The following is a 22,561-nucleotide window of genomic DNA, read 5'->3' on the forward strand; positions in this document are numbered from 1 at the left end:
GTTCTTCGCCTGAGCGCTGAAGCAAGGGTTTGGCGGGAGGGAGGAGGCGCGGGGCACCCGGGTTGACAGGGGTGCTGGCTCCCCGGGACGATATCGCCAGACCGCATGGCCCCCTCTGGCCAGTGCCGCTCTGGATGGGAATGAAGATCTGGAAGCATTCGCGCCGTGACGCGGTCCTGTTGGCGCTGAGCCTCGCCCAGGCGGCGACGATGTTCGTGCTGGCGGCGGCCTGGGATGGATCCTCCTGGCCCTGGCGGCTGGGAGGCGCGTGCCTGCTGGTGCTGATGGTGACGTACAACTTCATCGTCATCTCGCACCTCCTCATGCACGTGCCCTGGTTCGAGTCGCGGCGGCTCAACGCGCTGGCGTCGGCGCTCAACTCGCTCATCATCGGCCAGTCGTTGCAGCGCCATCAGCTGTTCCACGTGCGCAACCACCACCGCTACAACAACGATCGGAAGGGCGCGGACGGAAAGACGAAGGATCTGACCTCCACCTTCCAGAAGGGCGAGGGCGGAGAGCACGACGGTCTCTTCCATTATGTCTTCGGCGGAGCGGTCTCCATGTTGGGCACCGCCGGACGGGGGCTGCTCTCGGTCACGCGGTTGTGGCGGGTGGGCGAGCACGAGCGGGAGCTGCTCGAACTGGTGGCGAAGGATCCGGTCCGGCGCGAACAGGAACTGCGTCAAGTGCGGCTGGAGCGTCTGCTGCTCTTCGCCGGGCTGTGCGTCTTCCTGGCCCTGTCGTGGCGCTGGACGCTCTGCTGCTACCTGCCGGCCCTCTTCCTGGCATTCGTGCTGGTGAACCTGCAGAACTACTTCGAGCACTTCGGCGCGGCCCCCGAGAGCCGTTACACGGACTCGGTGAGCTACTACGGCTGGCTCTACAACCTGCTCGCCTTCAACGACGGCTATCACCAGGAGCACCATCTGCGGCCGCAGGCGCACTGGAGCCTCCTGCCCGAGGTGCGGCGTGAGCTCACCGCCCAACTGCAGGGCACCGAGCGCGTCATCTCGCCAGTGCCCGCCCTGCTGGGCTTGCTGCACCGCGACCGGCCTCTGCTGCACCGCCGTCCCGGAGGGCGCTCCATCCCTGATCCGCCGCGGGCGGTACTTCTCCTCCTGATGTCCGTCCTCCTGGGGGCGGACACCACTCTCGCCTCGCTGCCCTCCGAGGCTTGCACCCCCCTGGACACCTGTCTCGCGCGGTTGGTGGAACTCAGCGGCACGCTGGAGCGCCCGGATGTGGTGACGGAGGACTACGTCGCCGGGGAGAGCGCCATCATCCAGGCGTTGGTGAAGCAGGGACCCGTGGTGGTGCCAGAGGTCGCGAAGTTGCTCCAACACCCGGACGTCCGGGTGCGATACGCGGCGGCGAACGTGCTGGGCGCCTTCGGTGAGGCCGCCAAAGCGGTCCTCCCCGCGCTGATCAATCAGATGAAGGCCGGGAACGAGCGGGCGGCGTTGGCACTGATACGGATTCCGGATCCATCGGCCCTGGTCCCACTGCTGGACAGCTCGGAGCGGCTCATGCGTGATGCCGGGTGTCGAGCGCTGGCGGAGCTGGGACCCCGGGCGGCGTCGGCCGTGCCCAGGCTCCTCGAGATGCTGCGGAGCGCTCCAGACATGGAGGATCGCGAATGTGCGGTGGAGCCGCTCGGATGGATTGGCTCCCCGGAGGCGGTGCCCGCGCTCGGCGAGGCGCTCCGAGCCTCTCCCTCCTGGCGAGTGCAGCGGGGGGCCGCGGCGGCGCTCGGCCGGATCGGTGCGCGGGAGGCGCTGCCCGTGCTCGAGCAGGCACGGCGAGGGCACTGGTTCGGGCCCGTGCGCCGTGCCGCCGCCGAGGCCCGTCAAGCCATCGAGCGGAGGGGAGCTGGGCCGCGTCCGCCCCATGACGCCGAGGCGATCATGAGGGCCCGCCACGAGGTGCGTGAGGCGGAGTTCGTCCCGCCGAAAGAGGAGTGTTGGGACGCGGGGAAGAAGCAGTGGCGCGTGCGCAAGGGCGAGCGCTGGCTGACGCTGACCCCGAGGGCTCCTTCGGAATCCCGCTTGAAGGCGAAACCCCCCGAGGGATTCCCCGCGGTGGAGTTGCCGGAATACACGTCTCGGAGCTTCGAGCGGGTGGAGGACGGGTGGCTCGTGGGGCTGGACAGAGGCGAGTGGGGTGGAGAGCTGTGGTTTGTCACCCAGGAGGGGCACAAGTCCGTCCTCGCGCGGGAGAAGAACCTGCTGGGCTTCGCGCGGTCCAAGGCGGGGCTGCTGGCGTTCACGGGCCTGGCCCACCTGGGGCTCAACGAGGGCGCGGTGCATGCGCTCACCCGGGCGGAGGATGGCTCCTGGACGATGCGCTATCTGGTGGAACTCCCCGCGGACCCCATGGTCTGGGTGGTGGATTCCGATGGAGGCCTCGTGGTGGCCACCCGCCGAGGCGGGGTCGTGGAGCTGACCGCCGCGGGTGCGCTCCGCATGTTGACGTGCCGGTAGGGGTGAGCGGGAGCGGGTTCAGCTCTTCTCCATCAAGGTGGAGACCGCCCGGCGGCGTGGCCAGAGGGCATAGCCCCAGAAGGGGAGGAAGAGCAGCAACTCCACCAGCACCACGTAGACGCCGCGCGCGGAGAGCATGCCCGCCCCGATGGGCGCCACGGGGATGGGCCGCAGGGGGAGGAAGTAGCGGGCGGTGGTGAAGGGCCACAGGAGCGCCGCGCCCAGTCCTCCCGTGGTCATCGCGTCCAGCAGGCCATGGCTGCCCACGGCCACGAAGGCGAGCAGTCCCGCCTCGAGCGCGGGCCCTCGCGCCACCCGCGTCCCCACCGCCACCCCGAGCGACACCAGCACCGCGAGCACGAGCGAGTGCGAGGCGCCGCGATGTCCCCACTCGGCCGCGTAGGGAATGCCCAGCTTGAAGGCGACGACGTCCGCGTCCGGCAGCATGGCCAGCGCGGCCAGGGCCACCATGGTGGTCGCCCGCCTCCGGGGTGATGCCGTCCTTCCGCCCAGGCGCCCGAGCGCCAGTCCCACCGCGATGTGTCCGAAGCTCGCCATGTGTTCTCCGCGGCGAGTCTAACGTCACCGGACCCGTTGTCGCCTAGGGCCGGGCCTGCTTCAGGCGCCGCTCGATCTCGTCCGCGGCGAGAACCTCCGCCCCCTCCTTGCTCGCGCGCGTCCCCAGCGTCCGGGCCTTCTCGAACACGTGCGGCTGGGTGACTTCCCGGAGTGCCGCGGCCAGGGTGTCCACGCGCAGCTCACGCCGTTGCAGCATCGTCCCGACACCCTCGCGGTGCACGATGTCCCCCCAGACCTCCTGCCCGAAGAAGGCCGGGACGATCACCGAGGGGACTCCCGCCGTGGCCACGGCCCCCACCGTCCCCGCGCCTCCGTGATGCACCACCGCCTTCACCTGGGGAAAGAGCCAGTCGTGCGGCAGGTTGTCGTCCACGTACACGTCCGCCGGGAACGTGCTCCGCGCGTCCACGGTGTTGCGGTGCAGGATGCCCCGATGGCCCGTGACGCGCAGGGCCTCGAGCAGCAGGTCCGTCACGGCCGTCTTGTCGTGCACGCCCCAGCTTCCGAACCCGATGTAGATGGGGGGCGCTCCGGCGGCCATGAACTCCTTCAAGCGCGCTCCGGGCTCCTGCTGCTTTCCCGGGGGACGCCAGCGCCCGGTCTGCACGAACCACTCCGGCCAGTCGTCGGGCCGCTTCAACAACTCCGGGCTCCATGCCAGCAGCACCGGCAAGCGGAAGAGGAGCCCGGGGCGGTGCGGCTCGCCGAGCAGTTCCAGGGGCAGGTGGTGTTCCCTGCGCCACGTGTTCACCAGATCCCAGGTGAACAGCCCGCCGACGAGGTTCTTCAGGCGCGTCGTGGCGACGTTGCGCAGCGCGCTCCCCTCGTGGATGCGGTTGTCGGAGGAGACGCAGTAGCGCCGTGTCGGAATGAAGCCTGGATCGAAGAAGGCCTGGAAGAGGGGCACGCCGCGCCGCTCGGCGACGTGGAGCGCGGGCATCGTGAAGGCGGCGTTGTTGATGAGGACGTCGGCTCCCTCGGACGCCTTCCAGAACTGCCGGAACTGTGACGGCACCAGGCGCCGCTGCCACGTCGCGAAGAGCTTCATCCCATCCGCTCCTCCGCCGCTGCTCGCCAGGGAGTTCATCAACGTGTCGGTGCCGTCTTCCTCCATCTCGAAGAAGTCCAGCCCATGCTCCTCGACGAACGAGCGGAAGGGCGCTCGGGCCGCGATCTTGACGCGGTGTCCGCGGCGGACGAGCTCCGCTCCCAGCGAGACGAAGGGTTGCACGTCCCCCCGCGACCCCCACGTGAGCATGGCGATGCGCGAGGAGGGCTTGTAGTCGAAGTGGCGCAGGTACTCCCGGGGCCAGAGCGTTCCCTTCGGATTCGTCATGGGGATCCGTTCATCTACCATGACCAGGAGCGGGTCTCCTGGCTTCGTGCACTCACGGCGAGGCCGCGGCCTGGCTCCCGCGCACGAAGGCCAGTGCCGTGCGCGCGAACGCCTCGCGGTGCTCCCCGAAGATGGGGCCGTGTCCTCCGTTGGGGATGATCCACAGCCGGGCGTCGGGGATGGCCTGGAACAGCTCGAGCGACAGGGCGGGAGGGTAGAGCGGGTCCTGGTCCCCATTCACGACGAGGGTCGGCGCCACGATGGTGGAGAGCAGGGGAGGGGTGAAGTTCATGTCGTCGTAGCTGTCGGCGAAGCTGCGGCCAATCCGCCACAGGTCGCGAATCTGTGCGTCGCCGTGGACGTGGCGGGCTCGCATCTCCGCCCATTCGGCGGGGGAGCGGGACTCCTCGGTCATCGCCGCCATCAGCCTCCGCGCCTGGGCGGGGTAGTACGGCGCGGCCGCGACGAGGACCATCCGCTTCACCCGCTGGGGGCTCCGCGTCGCCAGGTGCAACAGGGTGTTGCCCCCAAGGCTGTACCCGATGGCCAATGTCCGCTCGAGGCCCAGGTGCTTGAGCAGCGCCAGGACGTCGAGCGCGCACTGCCGGATCGTCAGGGCCCCGGAGGGATTGGTGGACCCGCCGTGGCCGCGCAGGTCGGGGAGGATGAGCTGGAATTCCCGCGCGAGTGCGTCGAGGTCGAAGACCTGCCGCCAGTCGGAACCTGCCCCCGTGAAGCCATGGAGCAGGAGCAGGGGTTCTCCGTGCCCACGCACCTCGTAGGACAACTCGATGTCATGAATCGCCGCTGAATATTTCGACAATGGATTCAACACACCTGCCCCAGGTCGTATGTCGTTGTCTTTGAACAATATTCCGCCATGCGGGCGCGGCTTTCCCCGCGCCAACCGCTGCTCAGTCCACGGCGGCCTGATCCACGAAGAACACCACGCGTCCGCCCGTGGCCGGGTTCGTCACGCCGCTGACGCCCTCGGTGACCGTCCACAGGTTGGTGCCGCTGCCCGTGGCGTGCATGCCCTCGGGCATCCGCGCCCACTGGGAGCTGCCGGACAGGTACGCCTTGCGCGAGGCGCTCGTGGACACCTTGAAGAGCGCGCCGCCATAGCGCGTGGAGCTCAGCCAGTACGAGGTGGTGGCGGTCGAGGTCATCACGGGCGCCACGCCCTGCACGTTCGGCTCGTTCATGATCCAGGCGCGCTCGGGCACCACCGCGCCACCCACCTCCACGAGCCGGTTCGTGGAGGCGTTCAGGGGCCAGCGGTAGAGCCGCCCGCCGAGCCCCGGGGTGGAGCCGTCATACGGGCACTGCGCGTCGCCGCTGTTGCAGTACTCGCCCGAGAGCACCGCGCTCGTGCCGCCGCGCGTGTCCTTGCCGAGGAAGGAGAACTTGGGCCGGCAGGGGCTGGTGAGGGTCGAAGGCACGGTGTACGCGCTCACCTGCGGCAGCACGTACTTGTACCCGTACGCGCACCACACCGAGCCGACCTTGCCCACCTGGGTCTCGCACGTGGCGCTGGTGTCCACCTGGCGGATCTGCCTGAGATCGAATACGCGCAGGCCGTCCGAGGTGTCGGCCATGTAGAGGTAGTCGCCGAACCAGGCGAGTCCGCCACCATGCTCGTTGACGGTGGTGAACTGGCCCGTGCCGGTGGGCCGGACGAGCAGCACGTGCCGGTAATTGACCGCGCTGCCCGACATGTCCGAGATGTCCGCCACGGACAGGCGCACGCCCTTGTCCGGGCTGCTCGACGCGTAGTGCCAGGAGACGATGGCGACATTCGTTCCGCCGGAGACGCCCGCCGTCAGGGCCTGGGGAATCCAGTCGGCGGTGGCCATGTCGCCGTCGTTCCAGCGAAAGCCGCCCTTGTAACCCGTGGCGGGAGGATGGGTGCTCGCGGTGAGCACGGGGCCCGCGCGGTTGAGATCGCCCAGGAGGGCCGGCAGTCCGAGCGCGGGGCCCACGTCCGCCATGTTCGCGACGGAACTCGTCCAGGTCTTCTGATCCACCAGCCTCAGACAGCTGGCGTCGTGGGCCGTGAGTGGTGCGCCCTCGGTGAGGGGCCATTCCCGCGCTTCCAACTGGGACTCGCTTCCGGTCTCCACTTCCGGAGCGAGGCCGCACCCACCGGGACCGCCAAGACACATCGCGAGGAACAGACTCCATGCCGCCGGGTCACGTCCGAGCACATCCACCTCCTGATAAAACGAGAAGGTTGGATTTACCCGGTCATGTGAAGCAATGGCAATGCGCGCCCCATCACCAGAAGAGGCGCAGAAGCCCCACTGCCGCGCCGCCGACAATCAGCCAGACGGAGTTGATGCGATAGCGCAAGAGGAGCAGGGCGCTGACGAGCGCGAGCCCCACCGTCACCGCGTCCACCAGGGCCGCCTGGCCCAGTTCCCAGGTGACGCGGGCCATCAATGCGAGCGACGCCACGTTGACGCCGTCGAGCACGGCACCTGCCACCCATGAGCGGCGCAAGCATGGAACCAGCGGCCCGCTCACCGCGACGAAGAAGAAGGCCGGCAGGAAGATGCCCACGGTCGCGGCCACCGCGCCCGGCACGCCCCCCAGCACGTAGCCGATGAACGTGGCCGTGGTGAAGACGGGGCCGGGCGTCACCTGTCCCACGGCCACCGCGTCCAGCAACTGTGCCTCGCCCAGCCAACCCCAGCGCTCCACCAGGTCCGTGCGCAGGAAGGCCAGCAGCACGTAGCCGCTGCCGTAGAGCACGGAGCCCACCTTGACGAAGAAGAGGAACAGGCCTCCCAGGCTGAAGGGCACGGCGCTCGTGGCCCCGGCCGCGAGGCTCAGCGGCACCAGGGGTCCTCCCACCAGCCTCCCGCCGAGCCCCTTGGGCGCTCCGTCCCGGGCCGCCGCGCGCCGGCCGCCCCGCCAGAGCACCATGACGGCCCCGGCGCCCAACAGGACGAGCAGCTCGTGCAGACCCAGGCCGTTGGCGAGCACGGCCGCCAGGGCGACCGCGGCGAGCACTCGGGTCTTCACCGCGCTCCGGCCGAGGCCCCAGAGGGCCTGGAGCACCACCGCGATGATGACGGGCTTCACCCCGTACAGCACACCTTCCATGGAGGGCAGGGTGCCCCAGCGGACATACGCCCAGGCGGCCCCGAGGGTGAGGAGCATCGCGGGGAGGATGAAGCAGACGCCCGCCACCAGCAGGCCCGCCCATCCGCCTCGCCGGTGGCCCAGGTGGATGGCCAGCTCCGTCGAGTTCGGTCCCGGAATGAGATTCGTCGCACCCAGCAGATCGAGGAACTCGTCGCGGCTGAGCCAGCGGCGGCGGCGCACCACCTCGTCCTCCATCAGGGCGACATGGGCCGCCGGCCCACCAAAAGCGGTGAAGCCGAGCCGCAGGAAGAGCAGCGCCACTTCCTTCAACGCGTGCGCGCGGGGCGGGGGTGCTCCACCCGCCTCGGCCAGCCCTGCGTCAGACACGCGAGGCTCCGTGCCGCCTCCACAGCCGCGCATCCAACGACCTGGGGCCCGCGCCCACCCACAGCAGGAAGAGGGCTCCGAGGAGCATGGACACGTCCGTGCGCGACTCGTGCGCCATCTTCCAGAAGCCGCTCGCCAGCAGGATGGGCACCTTGGTGGTGGTCAGCGCCACCCCCATGACGACGAGGAGCGGAAGGGTGGCCAGGCGCGTCACCAGCCCCAGGAGTACCAGGGTGCCGCACACGATCTCCACCCCACCGACGAAGGGTCCCAGGAACTCGGGGGCCGGGAGGCCGATCTTCGCGAACCTGCCGGCGCCCACCTCGGCGGGGAAGAGGTACTTCTGGAGTCCCTCGGAGAGGAAGACGCCGCCGACCATGAGGCGGATGAGGAGCGTGGCGGCGGGGGCCTCGGTGGCGAGGAGGCGTGACTTCAAGGCGGATGGACTCATGGTGGACGAGCCTGCCATGCGCCACCGTCGAGAATCGGTCAGAGAACGCCCGGGCGAGACGATCCGTGGCCCGTGGGTGCCCTGTCCACGCCAGGGGACGACGCGACGGCGTTGCATCCGAGGTGCGGCCTGCGATAAACCCCGTTCGCCCACGGTCCCGTAGCTCAGTTGGATAGAGCGGCGGTTTCCTAACCCTTGAAGGGCCGCTCGGCCCTCGGGTGGGTCCCTCCAAATCCCCGAGATTACCGAACGCTGGCGTTCATCCATGTTCACCAGCGGCCGGCTGATTACGTACTGATGACGTACTGGCCGGATAGGTTCGACTTCGACATCTTGCAGGTCTCACCGGGGTGGCTCGGGAGGCGCAAATAGGCCACGTCCTGATCGTCTTCGGAGACTCGCAGCTCGAAGTGCCCGAGCTTACGGCCTCCAGGCCAGGAACTACGGCGTTTCCCCCAGCTCACGGAGCTTGCCGCGTGCAATCTCGTTCAGGGGCTCCTTCTGGAGGATGCGGCGGTAGAGCCGCACCTTCTCGGCCGACTCACGTGCCAGTGCCGCCTCCAGGGTGAGAACCTGCACGTGCTCCGGGTCCAACGCCTGGGCCATGCCGAGCTGCCGACGCGCCTCGCCGTCTTCTCCCATGAGGAAATAGATGAATCCGAATTCAACCTGTGTGAGCACATCCTTGGGCATTAGCTCCAGGAGTCGTTCATAGGTGGGCACCGATACCTCGGGCTCAGCGTAGAACTTTCCTGCAAGCACCCGGAGTACAGCGGGGTCGGAGACGTGACGGAGCGCATCGCGGAAGGCCCGCTCAGCCTCTGCTCCTCCTGTCTCCAGCACTCGCTTCGCCAGATATTCGAGATGGTCCGTCATGGGGGAATGAAAGCGGTGTTGATGGTGATTCGACCGTCCGTGTACTTGAACCAGCGAATGGTCAGGTTCGCAATCCCCCCGAACCTATCATTGATCTTGAGGGTGCTCTCGAAGATGGACCCTTGGGGGGTTGTGGCCAATGCGCTGACCTTCCCCTCGAGCTGGCGGACAGCGTCGATGAGGAACTGTCGTTGCTCTGGCCACGTTGGAGCCAGGCGGTCGAGGTTGTGCTTGGGAACGTCTACGTGCACATCTTTGGCCGAGATGTCATCACCGCTCGCCGGGAGCGGAGCGCTCGTGGCACCCGACCCCTGAGCCGACATCGCCACGGCGCCCGGAGCAAGTGCGATGGTGATGGTCTCGGCACTCACGGCAACCGTCTCCACCTCCCCCACTGCCGCGAGGCGGATACCCACCTGCGTCTCCGCCTGCGCCGCCGCCTGCATCGCACCGGGCAGCGTCGGCACCTTCGCCGCCAACCCCGGCGCCGTGTTGCCGAGAGCCACCATGGCCAGCATGGCGAACGCACGCGCCGCGTTGCGGCCCATCACCTTGCCGTACCGCTCTCCGGCCTCGCGCAGCTCGTTGAACGTGGCGGCCCGATCCGCCTCGTCCATCAGCCGCTTGAAGCCCACGACGAGGCCCCAGAAGGTGTCGATGCCCACGTAGGAGATGAGGGTGGCGGTCATCACCGCCGCGAGGCCCTTCGAGACCGTCACGTCGGGAATCGAGATGAGGACCATGTACGTGGTCCAGGTCCAGAGAACCGCCGCCACCATGGCGTGTGGATCGGCCATGTCCTTGAACGCCTCCAGCATCTCGTCGAGCACGGCGCCCTTGGCGAGGGCCATGGCCAGAGTGAAACGTCCGTCCCCATTGACGATGGGGCTCTCCGTCAGCAGGCGTAGGCAGTCTCCGGGCCTGCCGGTGCGCTCGCACCAGCGCAGGTAGGCGCGAGTCAACTCCACCTCCGCCGCCGGTGGTGTCCCCTCCAGATATTCGTCCGGCCCGAGCGGAGTGACGCGGCGGCTGCGTGTCTCGTACGAATACGAACCACTCCGCGCCTCGACTTCGAACAACTTCCGGGCTGCTTCCTGGGGCCGAGTGGAGGGCCGAACCTCCCAGGCACGTTTCGCCACGGCCTCTTTGAACTCGTTGCCGTTCAACTCCACCGGCTCGGCACCGGAGCGTGGGGTGAAAACGAGAGTGTCGGCCTGGCCCGTGTCCAGGCGCACGACCCGAGAAGCGGTAGCACACCCGGCGAGGAGCACCAGCAGCGCCGCCGTCCAGCCCAGCTTCATGGGAATTCCCCCTGATGATGACCACCCCCTGATGGGTAGCTAGACCAAATGTGTACCCCATTGGTCCGACAACTCCCGGTGTTCGCCGTTCTCGGCGGCGTCATTCGAGGGGCTCATCAAGAGCGCCCGTGCTTCGGCATAAGGACCTTGGCGGGCATCCCCGCTGACATGCTGGCTGGTCGGCCAGTTCGTCTTCATCCAATCCACCCGAGGAGGAATCCAGATGGAGCACGTCAGTCTCTCCGCCGAGCTGGGGGAAATTCGTTATGCCATCGAAGGCGCCCACTGGATCGCGGACAGCGTCGCCATGGGCGCGGTGCCCGACCTGGAGCGGGTGCACAGCGCGCCCGTCATCATCAGCGCCATCCTGCTGCTGGTGGAGACCGGGCTGCATCAGCTCGGCCGTGTGCTCCGAGGCGAGGAGAACCCGGCGCACCTGTTGACGCCGCACAACGTCACCGCCGCGAGAAGAAGGAAGCCGAGCAACCCGGTCCAGTAGAGGGAACAGAGCCTCCTCGTTCGTTGGAGGAGAGCCCTCCCTCCCAGCCCGGCACGCAGGGGTCCGTACAGGGTGATCTCGACGAACTGGAGCTGAAGGCGGACGAGATCAGGGACAGGCTTCGCGAGCCTGAAGTCGTAGGTCAACGGGCGATTCAACGGGTGGAACTGGCCTTGCTCCGATTACGTGGCTCTCCCGCACATTGCGTGCTCGCCGGTCATGCGACGAGCAACGCTCGTTGGGACGGCAGGGGTCCCAATGCGCGGAGCACATGAAGTGCGGGAGAGCCACTAAACTGGGGCAGGCTCACTGCCCGTCGAGGCTCTGGGTGTGGACGCGCCCGCTCTTGTGGATGAAGCGCACCACGCCACGAATCTCCGGGTGGTTGTTCAGCACCTCCAGCTCGCACTCACCACGGGCGATGCGCCCGATCTCGCTCCCTAGGTAGGTCCGCATGTTGCGCCGGTATCGCTCCGTGCGGCCCTCGGCCTTGAGGTGGGCGAGGAACCGGGCCACCAGCTCGGCGTCCATGAAGACCGCCTCGTCGGCGGCCTTCCGGGCGGCCTCGCTCTTTGTCAGGTAGGCGTCAGGGTCACGGTCGAACAGTGCCAGCTCGGCGAAGGCTTCAGTTTCGTTGCGAGCCTCCAGCCGCCTGCTATAACGGACCCCGTTGTGCATCCGCTCCAGTTGCCAACGGGTGTTGCCGTGCCGGTCCAGGTAGGTTCTTCCTCCTGGCCATTGTCCGTTCCACTGGGGCATCGTCGTCAGTTCCTTCTGGCCGGTTACGTACAGATTACGTACAAGGCCGGGGCGCTCGCGGTGGTAGGCTGGCGCTCACCAGAAAGAACCAGTAGTTTCAGTGGGCTATTTAGCTGGTCCCGTAGCTCAGTTGGATAGAGCGGCGGTTTCCTAAACCGCAGGCCACTGGTTCGATTCCAGTCGGGGCCACTCGCCCTGCTTCCCAAGTCCCCGGAAGCAGGGCGTTTTTTTGTCCGGCGGCCACCCAGCGCCGCCGTCCGCTCAGGAGCGGGCGAGCAACTGCACCTCGAGCGTCTCCATCTTGCGCAGGACCGGATGGGGACCGAACGCGGGCGGCTTGACGAGCTTCATGTCGGGGAAGCGCTTGAGCAGGGTGCCCACGGCGATCCGCCCCTCGAGCCGCGCCAGGTGGACGCCGAGGCAGAAGTGCATCCCGTGGCCGAACGCGATGGACGCGGTGATGTTGCGGCGCACGTCGAACGTCTCGGGATTGGGGAACGCGGCCTCGTCATGCATCGCGCTGTTGTTCATGAGGAACAGCCTCTGCCCCTTCTTGAGCTTCACGCCGCCGAACTCCATGTCCTCCCGCGCGTAGCGGGTGAGGCCCAGCTTGCCGAAGCTATCGTGGCGCAGCACCTCCTCGAGGGTGTTCTTGATGAGCTCGGGCTCGGCCTTGAGTTGGGCGAACAGCTCGGGCCGCCGCAGGATGTTGGCCATGGTGAAGCCGATGAGGTGCACCGTGGTCTCGAAGCCCCCCACGATGAGCGAGCCCACGAGCGACAGCAGCTCCGAGGTGCTCAGCTTGTCGCCCTGCTCCTCGGTCTGGATGAGGGTGGTGAGGATGTCGTTCTCCACGGGGTTGCGGCGCCGCTCCTCGATCGTCTCGCGCAACAGCACGATGCCCTCGCGGATACCCTCGCGCACCGCCGCCAGCTCCTCGGAAGGAATCAGGCTGGGGAGGATGCTCTTGATGGATGCCTCGGTGAAGCGCTGGAAGAGCACCTCGCGCCCCTTGGGAATCTTCAGCAGGGAGCTCATGACGCGCGCGGGAATGGGGTCCGCGATGTCGCTCACCAGGTTGACCGTGCCCTTGGCCTCCGCGGCGTCGAGCAACTCATCCACGATCGCCTGGACGTCCGGCCGCAACCACTCGACGGCACGGGGGGTGAACGCCGGGCTGACGAGCTTGCGCACCCGGGCATGGTCCGCATCGGACAGCGCGAAGAGGTTGGACTTGTTGAGTTCATCCCTCTCGGGAATCAGCGCCGCGGTCCCCAGGGTGCTGGCGAGCTCCCAATCGGCGGAGTTGGTCGAGAAGCGTTTGTTGTCACGCAGCGCGGCGATGACATCCTCGTAGCGGGTGACGATCCAGCCATGGCCCTGGTCCCAGTACGAGATGGGCTCATGGGTCCGCAGCTCCTTGAACATGGGGTACGGATTGGCGTCGAAGCCGGGGGCATACGGGTTGAAGGGACAAGACTTCGTCTCGGACTTCGTCTGCTCTTTCGACATGGACAGCCTCCTTTAGAAAAACACCGGGATGTTCCTGAAGCCGCGCATGGCGGCCCCCACGCCCAGGCGGAGCGAGTCGGCACTCTCGGCCAGCCGCAGCTTCGGGAAGCGCCGGAACAGGGTCTCGAAGGCAATCTGCGCCTCGAGCCGGGCCAGCGGCGCCCCGATGCACACGTGGATGCCCTTGCCGAAGGCGATGTGCCGGTGGGCATCGGACCGCGAGATGTCATACGCGTCCGGATTCTCGAAGCGCTGGGGATCCCGGTTCGCCGAGGCGAGTCCCACCGTCAGCTTCGAGCCCTTGGGAATGTGGACACCGCCCAGCGCCAGGTCCTCCTTGACGATGCGCGGACTGCCCAGGAAGTCCACCGGCCCCCAGTAGCGCAGCGTCTCCTCGACCATCCCCTTGACCAGGCCAGCGGGGTCCGCGAGGAAGCGGGCGTGCTGCTCGGGGTGCTTGAGCAGCGCGACGACCCCATTGCCGAGCAGGTTCACCGTCGTGACGTGGCCGGCGAGGAAGAGGATGAACACCATCGACAGCAGCTCCTTTGGGTTGAGCCTGTCGCCATCCTCCTGGGCGTGCACCATCTGGCTGATCATGTCCTCGGTGGGCTCGCGCCGCCTGCGCTCGAACAGCCGCTCCAGGTAGCGCGTGAAGTCCACCATTCCGGCCCGCGCCTCCTGGTCGGTCATGTACTGCTGGGGATCCGACTGGAGGAATCGCTCCGCCCAGGCATGCACCTGGGGTTGATCCTCCACCGGGATGCCGAGCAGGTCGCTGATGACCTGGATCGGCAGCGGGTAGGCGAAGGCCTCGACGAATTCCATCCGGCGCTCCGGTGCCGTCTCGCCCCGCTCGGCCGCGGCCCGCTCGGCCTTGTCGAGCAGCTCATCCACGAGCTGCTGGACGCGGGGCTTGAGGGCATCCATCGCCCGTGCGGTGAAGCTCGGCTGCACCAACTTGCGCAGCCGCGTGTGATCCGGGGGATCCAGCATGAGGAGGCTGTGGGCGATGGGCTGGAACTCCTCGGGCATGGCGGCCACCGCGCGCTCGCGCTGCTCCGGCGTCATTCCCGTGCGGAAGTCGGAGGCGAACCGCTCGTCGAGTAGCACCTCCGTCGCCTCGTCGTACCGGGCCACGAAGAGCCACTCATCCGCCGAGGCCCCCCGGGCCTGGCCCTCCGGCGCGCCCGCCGCCCGGGCCCTCTCCGCGAGGTTGACGCCGAAGGAGACACGCACGACGGGGCCCTGGGCCCGCAGGGTGGAGTAGACGGCGTGGGCACCAGCCAGGAACTCCGGATTCGCCCTGTCCAGCTTCACCGTGGGGGGCGCGACGGGCGCCTCGCTCGGGGTCGTCTTCGAGTTCGTGTGGGGCGCCGTCTCGGGCTTCTGTACGTCGGGGGGGGTCGTCGCCATGGAGTCCTCTCACCGGGCCACCGGGCCCAATTCGTTAGCTTGAGAAAATGTATCTGACGCAAAAGAGTTGGCAATACCCGTCCGTTGACAGGGTGGTTTACGTCATATACCGTTTACTTCATAAACGAATAGAACAAGACCGCGGGCCTCGCGCCGAGCCGCCGTCAACCGCCAACCCTCGCCCTGTGAGCCAACGTCCATGAGCCCTGCCCAAACGATGTTCCTGCCCGACAACGCCTCCCTGTTCACCCGCATGCGCGTGGCCTCCCAGTGCCTGAAGGAGCTCAAGAACGACCCGACGAATCCCATCTACGGCCAGACGTTCAACCTGAGCCTGAACGGCAACGTCTACGCCTCGCTCGCCCATCAGCTCCAGCGCAGCGAGGAAGGGCGCCGCCTGCTGTCCAAGCGGCCTTCCCTTCAGGGCAAGGAACTGGATCTGGCCGCGCTGGAGCGCCTCCCCGAGGGAACATTCGGCCATGCGCTCGCGCGCTACTTCCGCGACAACAAGATCTCCCCCTTCGAGACGACGCTCCAGCTCAAGAACGACGTCGACTACCTCGCCAAGCGCTACCGCGAGACGCATGACCTGTTGCACGTGCTGACGGGCTACGCCACGGACGTGGTGGGCGAGATGGAGCTGCAGGCGTACCTCCTGGGCAACCTGGGGCTGCGGACCACGATGTTCGTCCTGCTCAATGGGACGATCGGACAACTCAAGGCTCCGCAGTCCGGCGTCGAGCGGTCCGAGTACCTGCGGCGGGTGTGGGCCGCGTACCGCCGTGGCCGCGCGTCCCCGCGGTTCCTCGACTTCTGGTTCGAGGAGCACTGGGAGACTCCCGTGGCCACGCTGCGCGCGCGGCTGTGTGCCCCCGCGAAGGCCTAGGAAGCGATGACCCGGAGCGTCCCCCCCACCGAGCACGCGGAGCGCACACTGCTGCTGATGTCCCGCCTGAACCGCTGGGCCGCCACGAGCGTGCAGGCGAACCAGCTGAGCGGGGAGTTGAGTCTGCGCCAGCTCACCATGCTCTACGCCATCCGTCAGGGCATCTCCTCGCCCAGGCTCCTGGCGAGGCGGCTGCTGGTCACGCCGGCCGTCATCACCGGACTGCTCGACCGACTGGAGCGGCGGGGCTACGTGCGGCGCGAGGCCGATCCCGACGACCGGCGGCGGCTGCGCATGGTGCTGACGGAGGCCGGATTGGCGGTGAGCCAGCAGGTCCGTCAGGCGCTGACCGGTGACCTGGCCGCCCAGTTCGCGAGCGCCTCCCCGGCGGAGCTGAAGGAACTGGGCCGCGCGCTGGACCTCGTGGAGCGTGCGCTCGGCGCGCTGGAGCAACGCATGCCCTCGCCCCCCGAGGAGGGAGGAGAGCTGGAGGACGAGGAGGAGGCGCGGGTGAGCCCTCCCCGCGAGCGCTCCGCCCGGCGCCAGAAGAAGTGACAGCCGCCTGGCACTTCCAGCGCATCACAAAACAAACCCCGCCTCCGGTAGGACCGGGGCGGGGCATGATGGGGTAGGGAGGCCTGGCTGGCTCGCCGGTTACTGGCCGTCGAGCTTGCCGTCCAGGTTGCGATCGAGCGCGATGCGCACGCCCGAGCCCGGCGGAACCGCGGTGAAGGTCACCTCCTGGCCCGCCTTGAGCGCCAGCGTGCGCAGGGCCGTGGTGGTGATGTTCGCGGTGCCGTCGTCGGGCTTCCACGTCCCCGCGCTGCGCTCGTAGAGGAAGCCCTTCGGCTTGCCGCCCACGACCGTCTTCGCCACCAGGTCGGCCTCGTAGGTGGCACCGCCCAGGGCCTTCGACACGAACGGCGCCTTGGCGCGCGCGATGAGCAGATCGATGCGCGAGCCGACGGCGGCGGCGTTCGTCGACGTGAGCGTCACCTGCTGGCCCACGACGGGCGCCAGATCGGAGTCCGACGCCAGCATGAAGGCCTCCACGTTGCGGCGATCGGTGTCACCCGGGAAGCCCACGAGCGGCCCACCGACGCTGGTGTTGGAGAACACGATGGCGCTGAAGAAGCGGAACAGGGTGTCCACCGCGCCGTCATGCGTGAAGCCGAAGCCGCGGATCTGATCTCCCATCGGCCCCGTCTCCGGATGCTGGAAGAAGCTGCTGTCCGGGAAGCCGAACATGCCGACCTTCGTGTACATGTTGCGCACGTGGGGAATCTTCATGATCTGGCTGATTCCCTCGAAGCTCGACTTGCCGTCGGTGCCGTAGAAGCCCTGCGAGGCGTCAATGGCGTGGCAGCCGTTGCAGTTGAAGCCAGTGTCCGAGCCGATCGCGAGGCCGTCCACACGGCGGCTGCCGAAGTAGAAGTCGCGGCCGGCCTGCTGGGCGGTGGTGAGCGAGTTGTCCAACTTGCGGATGGGGTTGGGCGGCAGCTGCACCTGGAGCTGGAAGGCGGTGAACTTGTTCATCTCCTCCTCGCTCGGCATCGAGACGCGGCCGAGCAGCCCCTCGTACGCCACGATGAAGTTCTTGAACGACACGTCCTCCGCGTCCGAATTGACGCCGTAGAAGCCGTTCGAGCGATCACCCCGCCAGTGCATGGCGCCCGAGTTGGCCATGCCGCGCAGGGTCTGCGTCGTCATGGGCCCCTTCATCGGGTGGAAGGCATGCTGATCGCCCGTGCCGTTGATGGGCGAGCCCGGGTGGCCGGTGAGCGCGTTGAACGCGCCGATCGCCAGATCGCTCGCGAGGCGCTTGTCGATGGGGTTGGTGGACACCTCGTCGTCCGGGTTGCCCAGATCCCAGGCGATCTCGTCCTTGTCGCCGAAGATGTGGCAGCTGGCGCAGGACGCCTCGCCGTTGGCGGAGGAGAAGTCCGCGTCGTACAGGAAGGGACGGCCCTCCACGACGGAGGCGGGCTCCGGGTTGTAGAGGGCGGCCGAGGCCACCTGCTTCCGGGTGCCCAGGTCGATGACCTTCACCCCGTTGTCGAAGCGGGTCATCACGTACAGGCGGTTGCGCGCCTCATCCAGCACGAGGCCGCTGGGGCCGCCGCTCACCGGGATGTAGTTGGCGCTCGCGGTCTTCGGGTTGAAGGTGTCGGCCTCCAGCGCCGCGGTGTCGAAGACACCGACCTTGTTCGAGCTGAACGCGGCCACGTACAGCTTCGTGCCGTCGCTCGAGATCGCCATCTCCGTCGGGGTGGAGAGGCTGTGATTCTTGGCCGTGGGATCGAACCCGGCGGAGTTGGCCAGCTTCGAGTAGTCGATGTGCTTGTTGAGGTGGCGGGGGTAGACCGTTCCCCCGGAGATGACGCTGATGCGCATCTTCGCGATGTTGCCCTGCACCGTGCTGCCGCCGAAGACGCCGGGGCCCTCGAAGCGCGTGAGGTTGTTGGCGTCGCTGTTGGTCGCGTACACCACGCCCGTCTTCGGGTTGGTGGCCAGGTTGAAGATGCTCGTGCCCACGCCCGTGTAGAAGGCCTTCTCCGTCAGGTTGTCCGCGTCGATGGCGAAGACATCCTTGTCGGGCAGGTTCAGGCGCACGCCGTTGTTCCAGTTGCGGCCGAGCATGTCCTCCCACTGCCTGGTGGTGTTGTTCCACTTGACGATCAAGCCGGTCTCGGGCGCCTTCGCGCCCGCGGCGTTCGTCCGCGGACCGGGCAGACCACCCGGAAGGATGTTGTTCCCCCACGGCTTCGAGTCGGGGAAGACGAAACAGATGCCCGTGCTCTCGAAGCCGTCGCACACGCTGTCCATGCTGACGGACGTCGTCTGGTTGCCGGACTGGGCAATGGCCGCATAGACCGTCTTCTTGTCCGGGCTGACGGCGAGGCCCCGCGGCGTGTCGCCGAAGAGCGTCACGATGCGCACGGGCGTGCCACCCAGCGTCGTCCCCAGGGAGGCCGGGTTGAAGACCCAGACGTCCGCGCGGCCCACGCTGGGCGTGGTGAGCTGCGGGTCGCCCGCGCCGGGGACGGAGGCGATGGACGGATCGGTGCGGTGCTGGCCGCGGTGCGCGGTGGTGATGAACGCATGGCCCTTGGTGCCAGCGAACACGATGTCGCGCGGCTCATCGCCCACGAGCAGCGTGCGCACCACGCGCGGAGTCCCCTCCAGGCTCACCACGCTGATGCTGTCCGAGAGGTGATTGACCACCCACACCTCGGTGTTGCTGCGCGCGGCGACGGAGACCGGCTCGAGCCCGACCGGCACCTCGGCGATGAGCGAGAGGCCGGTGGCGGAGACCGAGAAGACCTCCAGGCGATTGTCCGGCGTGTTGACGGCGAACAGCCGCGTCCCGTCTGGCGAGAGGGCCATCGGACGGACGTGCGCGCTATCGAACTCGACGAACGATGGCGTCTGGGCGGTGGCATTGACCGAAACCAACATCGATGCGGCGGCGCACAACGAAGCGGCTCGAGCGCGCCATCGGCTCTGGCTCGCGCCCACTTGCTGGGTACCCATGGGTTGGACCTCCTCGGGGGGGTAAGCGTTGCAGTTCGAACCGCAACGGACGGGGAGTACCAAGCGACGCCGCGACATCGCCCCCACCGAAGGGAGGGGAAACACCTCCACGGGCTCGCGAAAACGCGCGTTGACGCAATGCGTCCTGAGCGGGACGGCCCTTCTCACGACGCAGCACACCAGAAGGACTGTAAAACTCTATTTCCAAGAAATAAGGGCGAGAACCAGGAGTACGTGTTCTAATTGACCCAGAAATCGGCCGTTGGGGGATGGGTCAATGCCGAGCCTTGGAAGCGCAATGAGGAGTCGTCGTGCGTCATCGCCTTTCCTGACGGAGGTCGCGGAGCATGCGGCACCCTGCGGCGAACATCTCTCGCATCTGCTGCCGACGAAGCTCTCTCCGCCGCAGACGACCTCCGTGCTGGTGGCGCGTGGCGCGCCGCTGCGGAAGATGGACCGGGGCGTTGGCGGCAAGCTGGTGCTGGTGACCGCGCCGCTCGGCTGGGGCAAGACGACGCTGCTGACGCAGTGGTACCGCGAAGCGTGCACGCGGAGGCTGTTCGCGTGGCTGTCGCTCGACGAGCTGGACAACGCGCCCGAGCGCTTCTTCTCGTACCTGGTGGGGGCGATTCGCCGGGCCACTCCGGACTTCGACGCGTACATCGCGAGCCCGCTCGACGCGCAGGTGGAGCTCGCGCTCGACCACGCCATGTCCGTCGTGCTGCGGAGCCTGTGGAACCTGGGACGCGAGCTGGTGGTGGTGCTCGACGACTTCCACGTGCTGCGCGAGCCCTCGCTGGTGCGGGCCTTCTCGTACCTGCTCGAGCACTCGCCGCCACACGTCCACTGGGTCGTCTCGTCGCGCGGCCTGCCCGAGCTGGGCCTGGCGAAGCTGAAGCTCACCGAGCAACTGGTGGTGCTCGACAGCCGCGACCTGAGCCTGGATGGCGAGGCCATCCGCGAGCTGGGACAGCGCCTGTGTGACACCGAGCTCGCGCCCGATGATGTCGAGTACCTGCTCTCCCGCACCGAGGGATGGGTCGCCGGCGTGAAGCTGGCGCTGCTGTCGGTGGGCGAGCACGCGAACGTGGGTGACGCGCTGCGCAAGAACATTGGCTCCAACCGGGACGTGGCGCGGTACCTCGCGGACGCGGTGCTGCGCGAGCAGAGCGAGGAGGTGCATGAGTTCCTGGTGCTGAGCTCGGTGGTGGACCAGCTCAACGGGGAGCTGTGCAACGCGCTCTTGGGCATCACCCATGGCCCGGCGTTGCTGGCGAACCTCGAGCGGGCGCAGCTCTTCATCCAGCCGCTCGACTCCCAGCGTCAGTGGTACCGGTACCACGCCCTGTTCCTCGACTTCCTGAGGACCCAGCTCGCGTGCGACTTCGGCGACCGCATCCCCTGGCTGCATCGGGCGGCGAGCGCGTGGTTCGCCGAGCACCAGCGGCCCGACGAGGCGCTGAAACACGCGTTCGCCTCCGGCGACCGGAGCTGGTGCCTCGAGCTCACGGCGCGCTGCGCGGAGGCGTGGATGCGCGAGGGGGAGATCGCCTCCGTGCTCCACTGGACGGAGAAGCTGACGGCGGAGGAGGTCATCCGCTCGCCGGCGATCTGCGTGGCGCGCATCGCGTGCCTCATCCTGTCCCGGCGCTATGCGCAGGCCTCCTCGGCGCTGCGGGACGCCGGGCTGCGCCTCGCGGCCGCGCATGCCACGTCAGAACCGGAGCGCGAGCGGCTGTCGAAGCAGCTCGAGCGCCTCACGCTGTTCCACTCCATCCTGTCCGGCGCGGCCCCGGGCTCCGGCCTCGAGCTGGACGCATGGCCGGGCCATGAGGATCCGGACATCTTCATGGCGAGCGCGCTGCTGGCGGCGAAGGCCTACCAGGCGCTCCGGATGAACAGGTTCGATGCGATGCGCCGGCTCGCGCTGAGCGCGCGCGAGACGCTGCGGGGACTCAACAGCCCCTTCATCAACGGTTACACGGACGTCCTCATCGCGCTGGCGGACCGGGCGCAGGGAAACCTCAAGGAAGCGGCGGAGCGGTGCGAAGCGGCCTTCGCGCAGGCCAACCGCGGCCGGCGCAACCAGGTGTGGGTGAACGCGGCGACGGCACTGGCCAACGCCCGTTACGAGCAGAACCGGCTCGACGAGGCCGAGGCGCTCTGCACCGAGGTGCTGCCACTGCTGCCGCAGGCGCCCGCGTTCGAGACCTTCGCGATGGCCTACCTCGTGCTGGTCCGGATCAAGTCCATCCGCGGGAGGTACACGGAGGCCTGGCAGCTCCTGGACTATCTCCACAGCGTCCTCGAGTGCGGCCACCAGACGCGCTTCCTCGCCCATGTCTGCGGCGAGAAGATCCGGCTCAGTCTGGTGGAGCAGGCGCCGGAGCGCATGAGGGCGGTGGCGCTGGAGTTCGGCCTGGGCGAGCGCATGCGGCGCGGAGAGTGGAGTGAGCGGCGCTTCTACGACGAGACCTGGGAGCGGCTCGGGCTCGCGCGGGCGTGGGTGCTGATGGCGCGCGGGCGGCACGGCAAGGCGCACGCGCTGCTGGAGACGCTGCGAGCCAGCGCCCATGACGTGGGCTACGTGTCCCGGGAGAGCGCGCTGCTCGCGGCGATCGCGGTGTGTCACTGGAGGGCCGGAGATCCCACGGCGGCGTTCGCCGCGCTCAACCGCGGCATCGCGCTGGTGCAGCGGTTCGGCTTCAACCGCGGCGTGTTCGACGAGACGCCGGGGCTGCAGGAGGTCATCGCCGCGGCCGCCACCCAGCGCAAGCTGAGCCACGTCCTGCCCTCCCGGTACACCGAGCGGTTCCAGGACGTGCTCTCGGCGGGGATGGGGGGGCCGCGGGAGTTCGCGGACCCGCCCAGCGCGCCGCTCGAGCCACTCACCGAGCGCGAGCTCCAGATGCTCAAGCTGCTCGCGCAGGGGCTGAGCAATCAGGAGATCAGCGAGCGCTCCAACGTGGCGCTCTCCACCACGAAGTGGCACCTGCGCAACGTGTTCGCCAAGCTCGACGTGACCACCCGCACCGCGGCCATCGTGAAGGCCCAGGAGCGGCTCCACCGGAACCTGTGATCAGCGCGTCGCCTGCTGGAAGGTCCGGATGACGTCGTTGATGCGCCGTCCACTCGGATCTTCCTTGCGGGAATCCGCGACCACCAGCAACACCTTCCCGGAGACGATGGACGAGCCGACGGCGCTGCCCACCAGCTCCCAACCCGCGTCCTCTGCCTTGCGTGCCTGCTCCGCCTCCGAGAAGTCGCACACGGTGGCGTCCAGGCCGGCCACCCGGCCCGCCACGCACTTGCCCCCGGGCAGCTTCTCGCCCACGTCCTTGAACTCGCCCGGCGTGTGGCCCGCCTTCTTCCACGCGGCGATGACATCCTCGCCGCCGCTGCTGCATGCCGCCAGCAGCAGCAATCCCAAGCACGAGAGCCCGCGTCGCATG

Annotated in this window: 18 protein-coding genes and 1 tRNA gene; 6 read left to right on the forward strand and 13 right to left on the reverse strand. The window is 68.1% G+C overall.

The features are described from left to right. Positions 1 to 140 precede the first annotated feature (140 nt). Positions 141 to 2,483, forward strand: coding sequence for a fatty acid desaturase (locus F0U63_RS21370; RefSeq protein WP_395847755.1), 2,343 nt, complete (start codon positions 141 to 143; stop codon positions 2,481 to 2,483). A gap of 18 nt (positions 2,484 to 2,501) precedes the next feature. Here the strand turns inward: F0U63_RS21370 and F0U63_RS21375 are convergent, their stop codons facing one another. From F0U63_RS21375 to F0U63_RS21410, 8 genes are all read right to left on the reverse strand, one after another. Then, on the reverse strand, positions 2,502 to 3,041 hold the full coding sequence (locus tag F0U63_RS21375) for a metal-dependent hydrolase (protein ID WP_395847756.1): 540 nt from the start codon (positions 3,039 to 3,041) through the stop codon (positions 2,502 to 2,504). Positions 3,042 to 3,084: 43 nt separating this feature from the next. Continuing rightward, positions 3,085 to 4,398 carry a glycosyltransferase gene (locus F0U63_RS21380; protein WP_395847757.1) on the reverse strand — a complete coding sequence of 438 codons (1,314 nt, stop codon included), beginning with the start codon at positions 4,396 to 4,398 and terminating at the stop codon, positions 3,085 to 3,087. Between the two features lie 52 nt (positions 4,399 to 4,450). Then, a complete protein-coding gene (locus tag F0U63_RS21385) occupies positions 4,451 to 5,221 on the reverse strand; it encodes an alpha/beta fold hydrolase (RefSeq protein WP_395847758.1) in 771 nt (256 codons plus the stop codon). Positions 5,222 to 5,312: 91 nt separating this feature from the next. After that, positions 5,313 to 6,605, reverse strand: coding sequence for a hypothetical protein (locus F0U63_RS21390; RefSeq protein ID WP_395847759.1), 1,293 nt, complete (start codon positions 6,603 to 6,605; stop codon positions 5,313 to 5,315). Positions 6,606 to 6,675: 70 nt separating this feature from the next. Beyond that, positions 6,676 to 7,908, reverse strand: coding sequence for a chromate efflux transporter (gene chrA, locus F0U63_RS21395; protein ID WP_395847760.1), 1,233 nt, complete (start codon positions 7,906 to 7,908; stop codon positions 6,676 to 6,678). Continuing rightward, positions 7,868 to 8,311 (reverse strand): DoxX family protein, encoded by a 444-nt coding sequence (locus F0U63_RS21400; RefSeq protein WP_395847761.1) that lies wholly within the window; start codon positions 8,309 to 8,311, stop codon positions 7,868 to 7,870. Before F0U63_RS21400 ends, chrA begins: the two co-directional genes overlap by 41 nt. Positions 8,312 to 8,767: 456 nt before the next feature. Beyond that, a complete protein-coding gene (locus tag F0U63_RS21405; RefSeq protein ID WP_395847762.1) occupies positions 8,768 to 9,202 on the reverse strand; it encodes a tetratricopeptide repeat protein in 435 nt (144 codons plus the stop codon). Further along, positions 9,199 to 10,503, reverse strand: a complete 1,305-nt coding sequence (locus F0U63_RS21410) for a hypothetical protein (protein ID WP_395847763.1) — start codon at positions 10,501 to 10,503, stop codon at positions 9,199 to 9,201. The genes F0U63_RS21405 and F0U63_RS21410 overlap by 4 nt, the downstream gene beginning before the upstream one ends. 223 nt (positions 10,504 to 10,726) lie before the next feature. On the opposite strand from F0U63_RS21410, the gene F0U63_RS21415 reads away from it, so the two are divergent. After that, complete coding sequence (locus F0U63_RS21415) at positions 10,727 to 11,002, forward strand: hypothetical protein (protein WP_395847764.1); 276 nt, start codon at positions 10,727 to 10,729, stop codon at positions 11,000 to 11,002. 306 nt (positions 11,003 to 11,308) lie between these two features. Here F0U63_RS21415 and F0U63_RS21420 read toward each other — a convergent pair whose 3' ends face one another. After that, complete coding sequence (locus tag F0U63_RS21420; RefSeq protein ID WP_395847765.1) at positions 11,309 to 11,761, reverse strand: hypothetical protein; 453 nt, start codon at positions 11,759 to 11,761, stop codon at positions 11,309 to 11,311. 115 nt (positions 11,762 to 11,876) lie between these two features. On the opposite strand from F0U63_RS21420, the gene F0U63_RS21425 reads away from it, so the two are divergent. Further along, positions 11,877 to 11,950: transfer RNA gene (locus tag F0U63_RS21425), tRNA-Arg, on the forward strand. Between the two features lie 72 nt (positions 11,951 to 12,022). Here the strand turns inward: F0U63_RS21425 and F0U63_RS21430 are convergent. Beyond that, the gene (locus tag F0U63_RS21430) at positions 12,023 to 13,273 is read right to left on the reverse strand and encodes a cytochrome P450 (protein WP_395847766.1); all 1,251 of its coding nucleotides are present in this window, start codon (positions 13,271 to 13,273) and stop codon (positions 12,023 to 12,025) included. Positions 13,274 to 13,285: 12 nt separating this feature from the next. Beyond that, positions 13,286 to 14,689, reverse strand: coding sequence for a cytochrome P450 (locus F0U63_RS21435; RefSeq protein ID WP_395847767.1), 1,404 nt, complete (start codon positions 14,687 to 14,689; stop codon positions 13,286 to 13,288). Positions 14,690 to 14,888: 199 nt separating this feature from the next. Here F0U63_RS21435 and F0U63_RS21440 point away from each other — a divergent pair, with 199 nt between their 5' ends. Both F0U63_RS21440 and F0U63_RS21445 read left to right on the forward strand, forming a co-directional pair. Then, the gene (locus tag F0U63_RS21440; protein ID WP_395847768.1) at positions 14,889 to 15,575 is read left to right on the forward strand and encodes a Coq4 family protein; all 687 of its coding nucleotides are present in this window, start codon (positions 14,889 to 14,891) and stop codon (positions 15,573 to 15,575) included. A gap of 6 nt (positions 15,576 to 15,581) precedes the next feature. Further along, positions 15,582 to 16,130, forward strand: coding sequence for a MarR family winged helix-turn-helix transcriptional regulator (locus tag F0U63_RS21445; RefSeq protein WP_395847769.1), 549 nt, complete (start codon positions 15,582 to 15,584; stop codon positions 16,128 to 16,130). A gap of 99 nt (positions 16,131 to 16,229) precedes the next feature. Here F0U63_RS21445 and F0U63_RS21450 read toward each other — a convergent pair whose 3' ends face one another. Next, positions 16,230 to 19,109, reverse strand: a complete 2,880-nt coding sequence (locus F0U63_RS21450; RefSeq protein WP_395847770.1) for a YncE family protein — start codon at positions 19,107 to 19,109, stop codon at positions 16,230 to 16,232. Positions 19,110 to 19,407: 298 nt separating this feature from the next. On the opposite strand from F0U63_RS21450, the gene F0U63_RS21455 reads away from it, so the two are divergent. Continuing rightward, positions 19,408 to 22,188 carry a LuxR C-terminal-related transcriptional regulator gene (locus F0U63_RS21455; RefSeq protein WP_395847771.1) on the forward strand — a complete coding sequence of 927 codons (2,781 nt, stop codon included), beginning with the start codon at positions 19,408 to 19,410 and terminating at the stop codon, positions 22,186 to 22,188. Here F0U63_RS21455 and F0U63_RS21460 read toward each other — a convergent pair whose 3' ends face one another. Further along, positions 22,189 to 22,560: a hypothetical protein gene (locus tag F0U63_RS21460; protein WP_395847772.1), complete on the reverse strand. Its 372-nt coding sequence runs from the start codon at positions 22,558 to 22,560 to the stop codon at positions 22,189 to 22,191. It abuts the gene before it with no gap. Between the last annotated feature and the right edge of the window lies 1 nt (position 22,561).

It is taken from the genome of Cystobacter fuscus, assembly GCF_044360685.1.
Classification (GTDB): domain Bacteria; phylum Myxococcota; class Myxococcia; order Myxococcales; family Myxococcaceae; genus Cystobacter; species Cystobacter fuscus_C.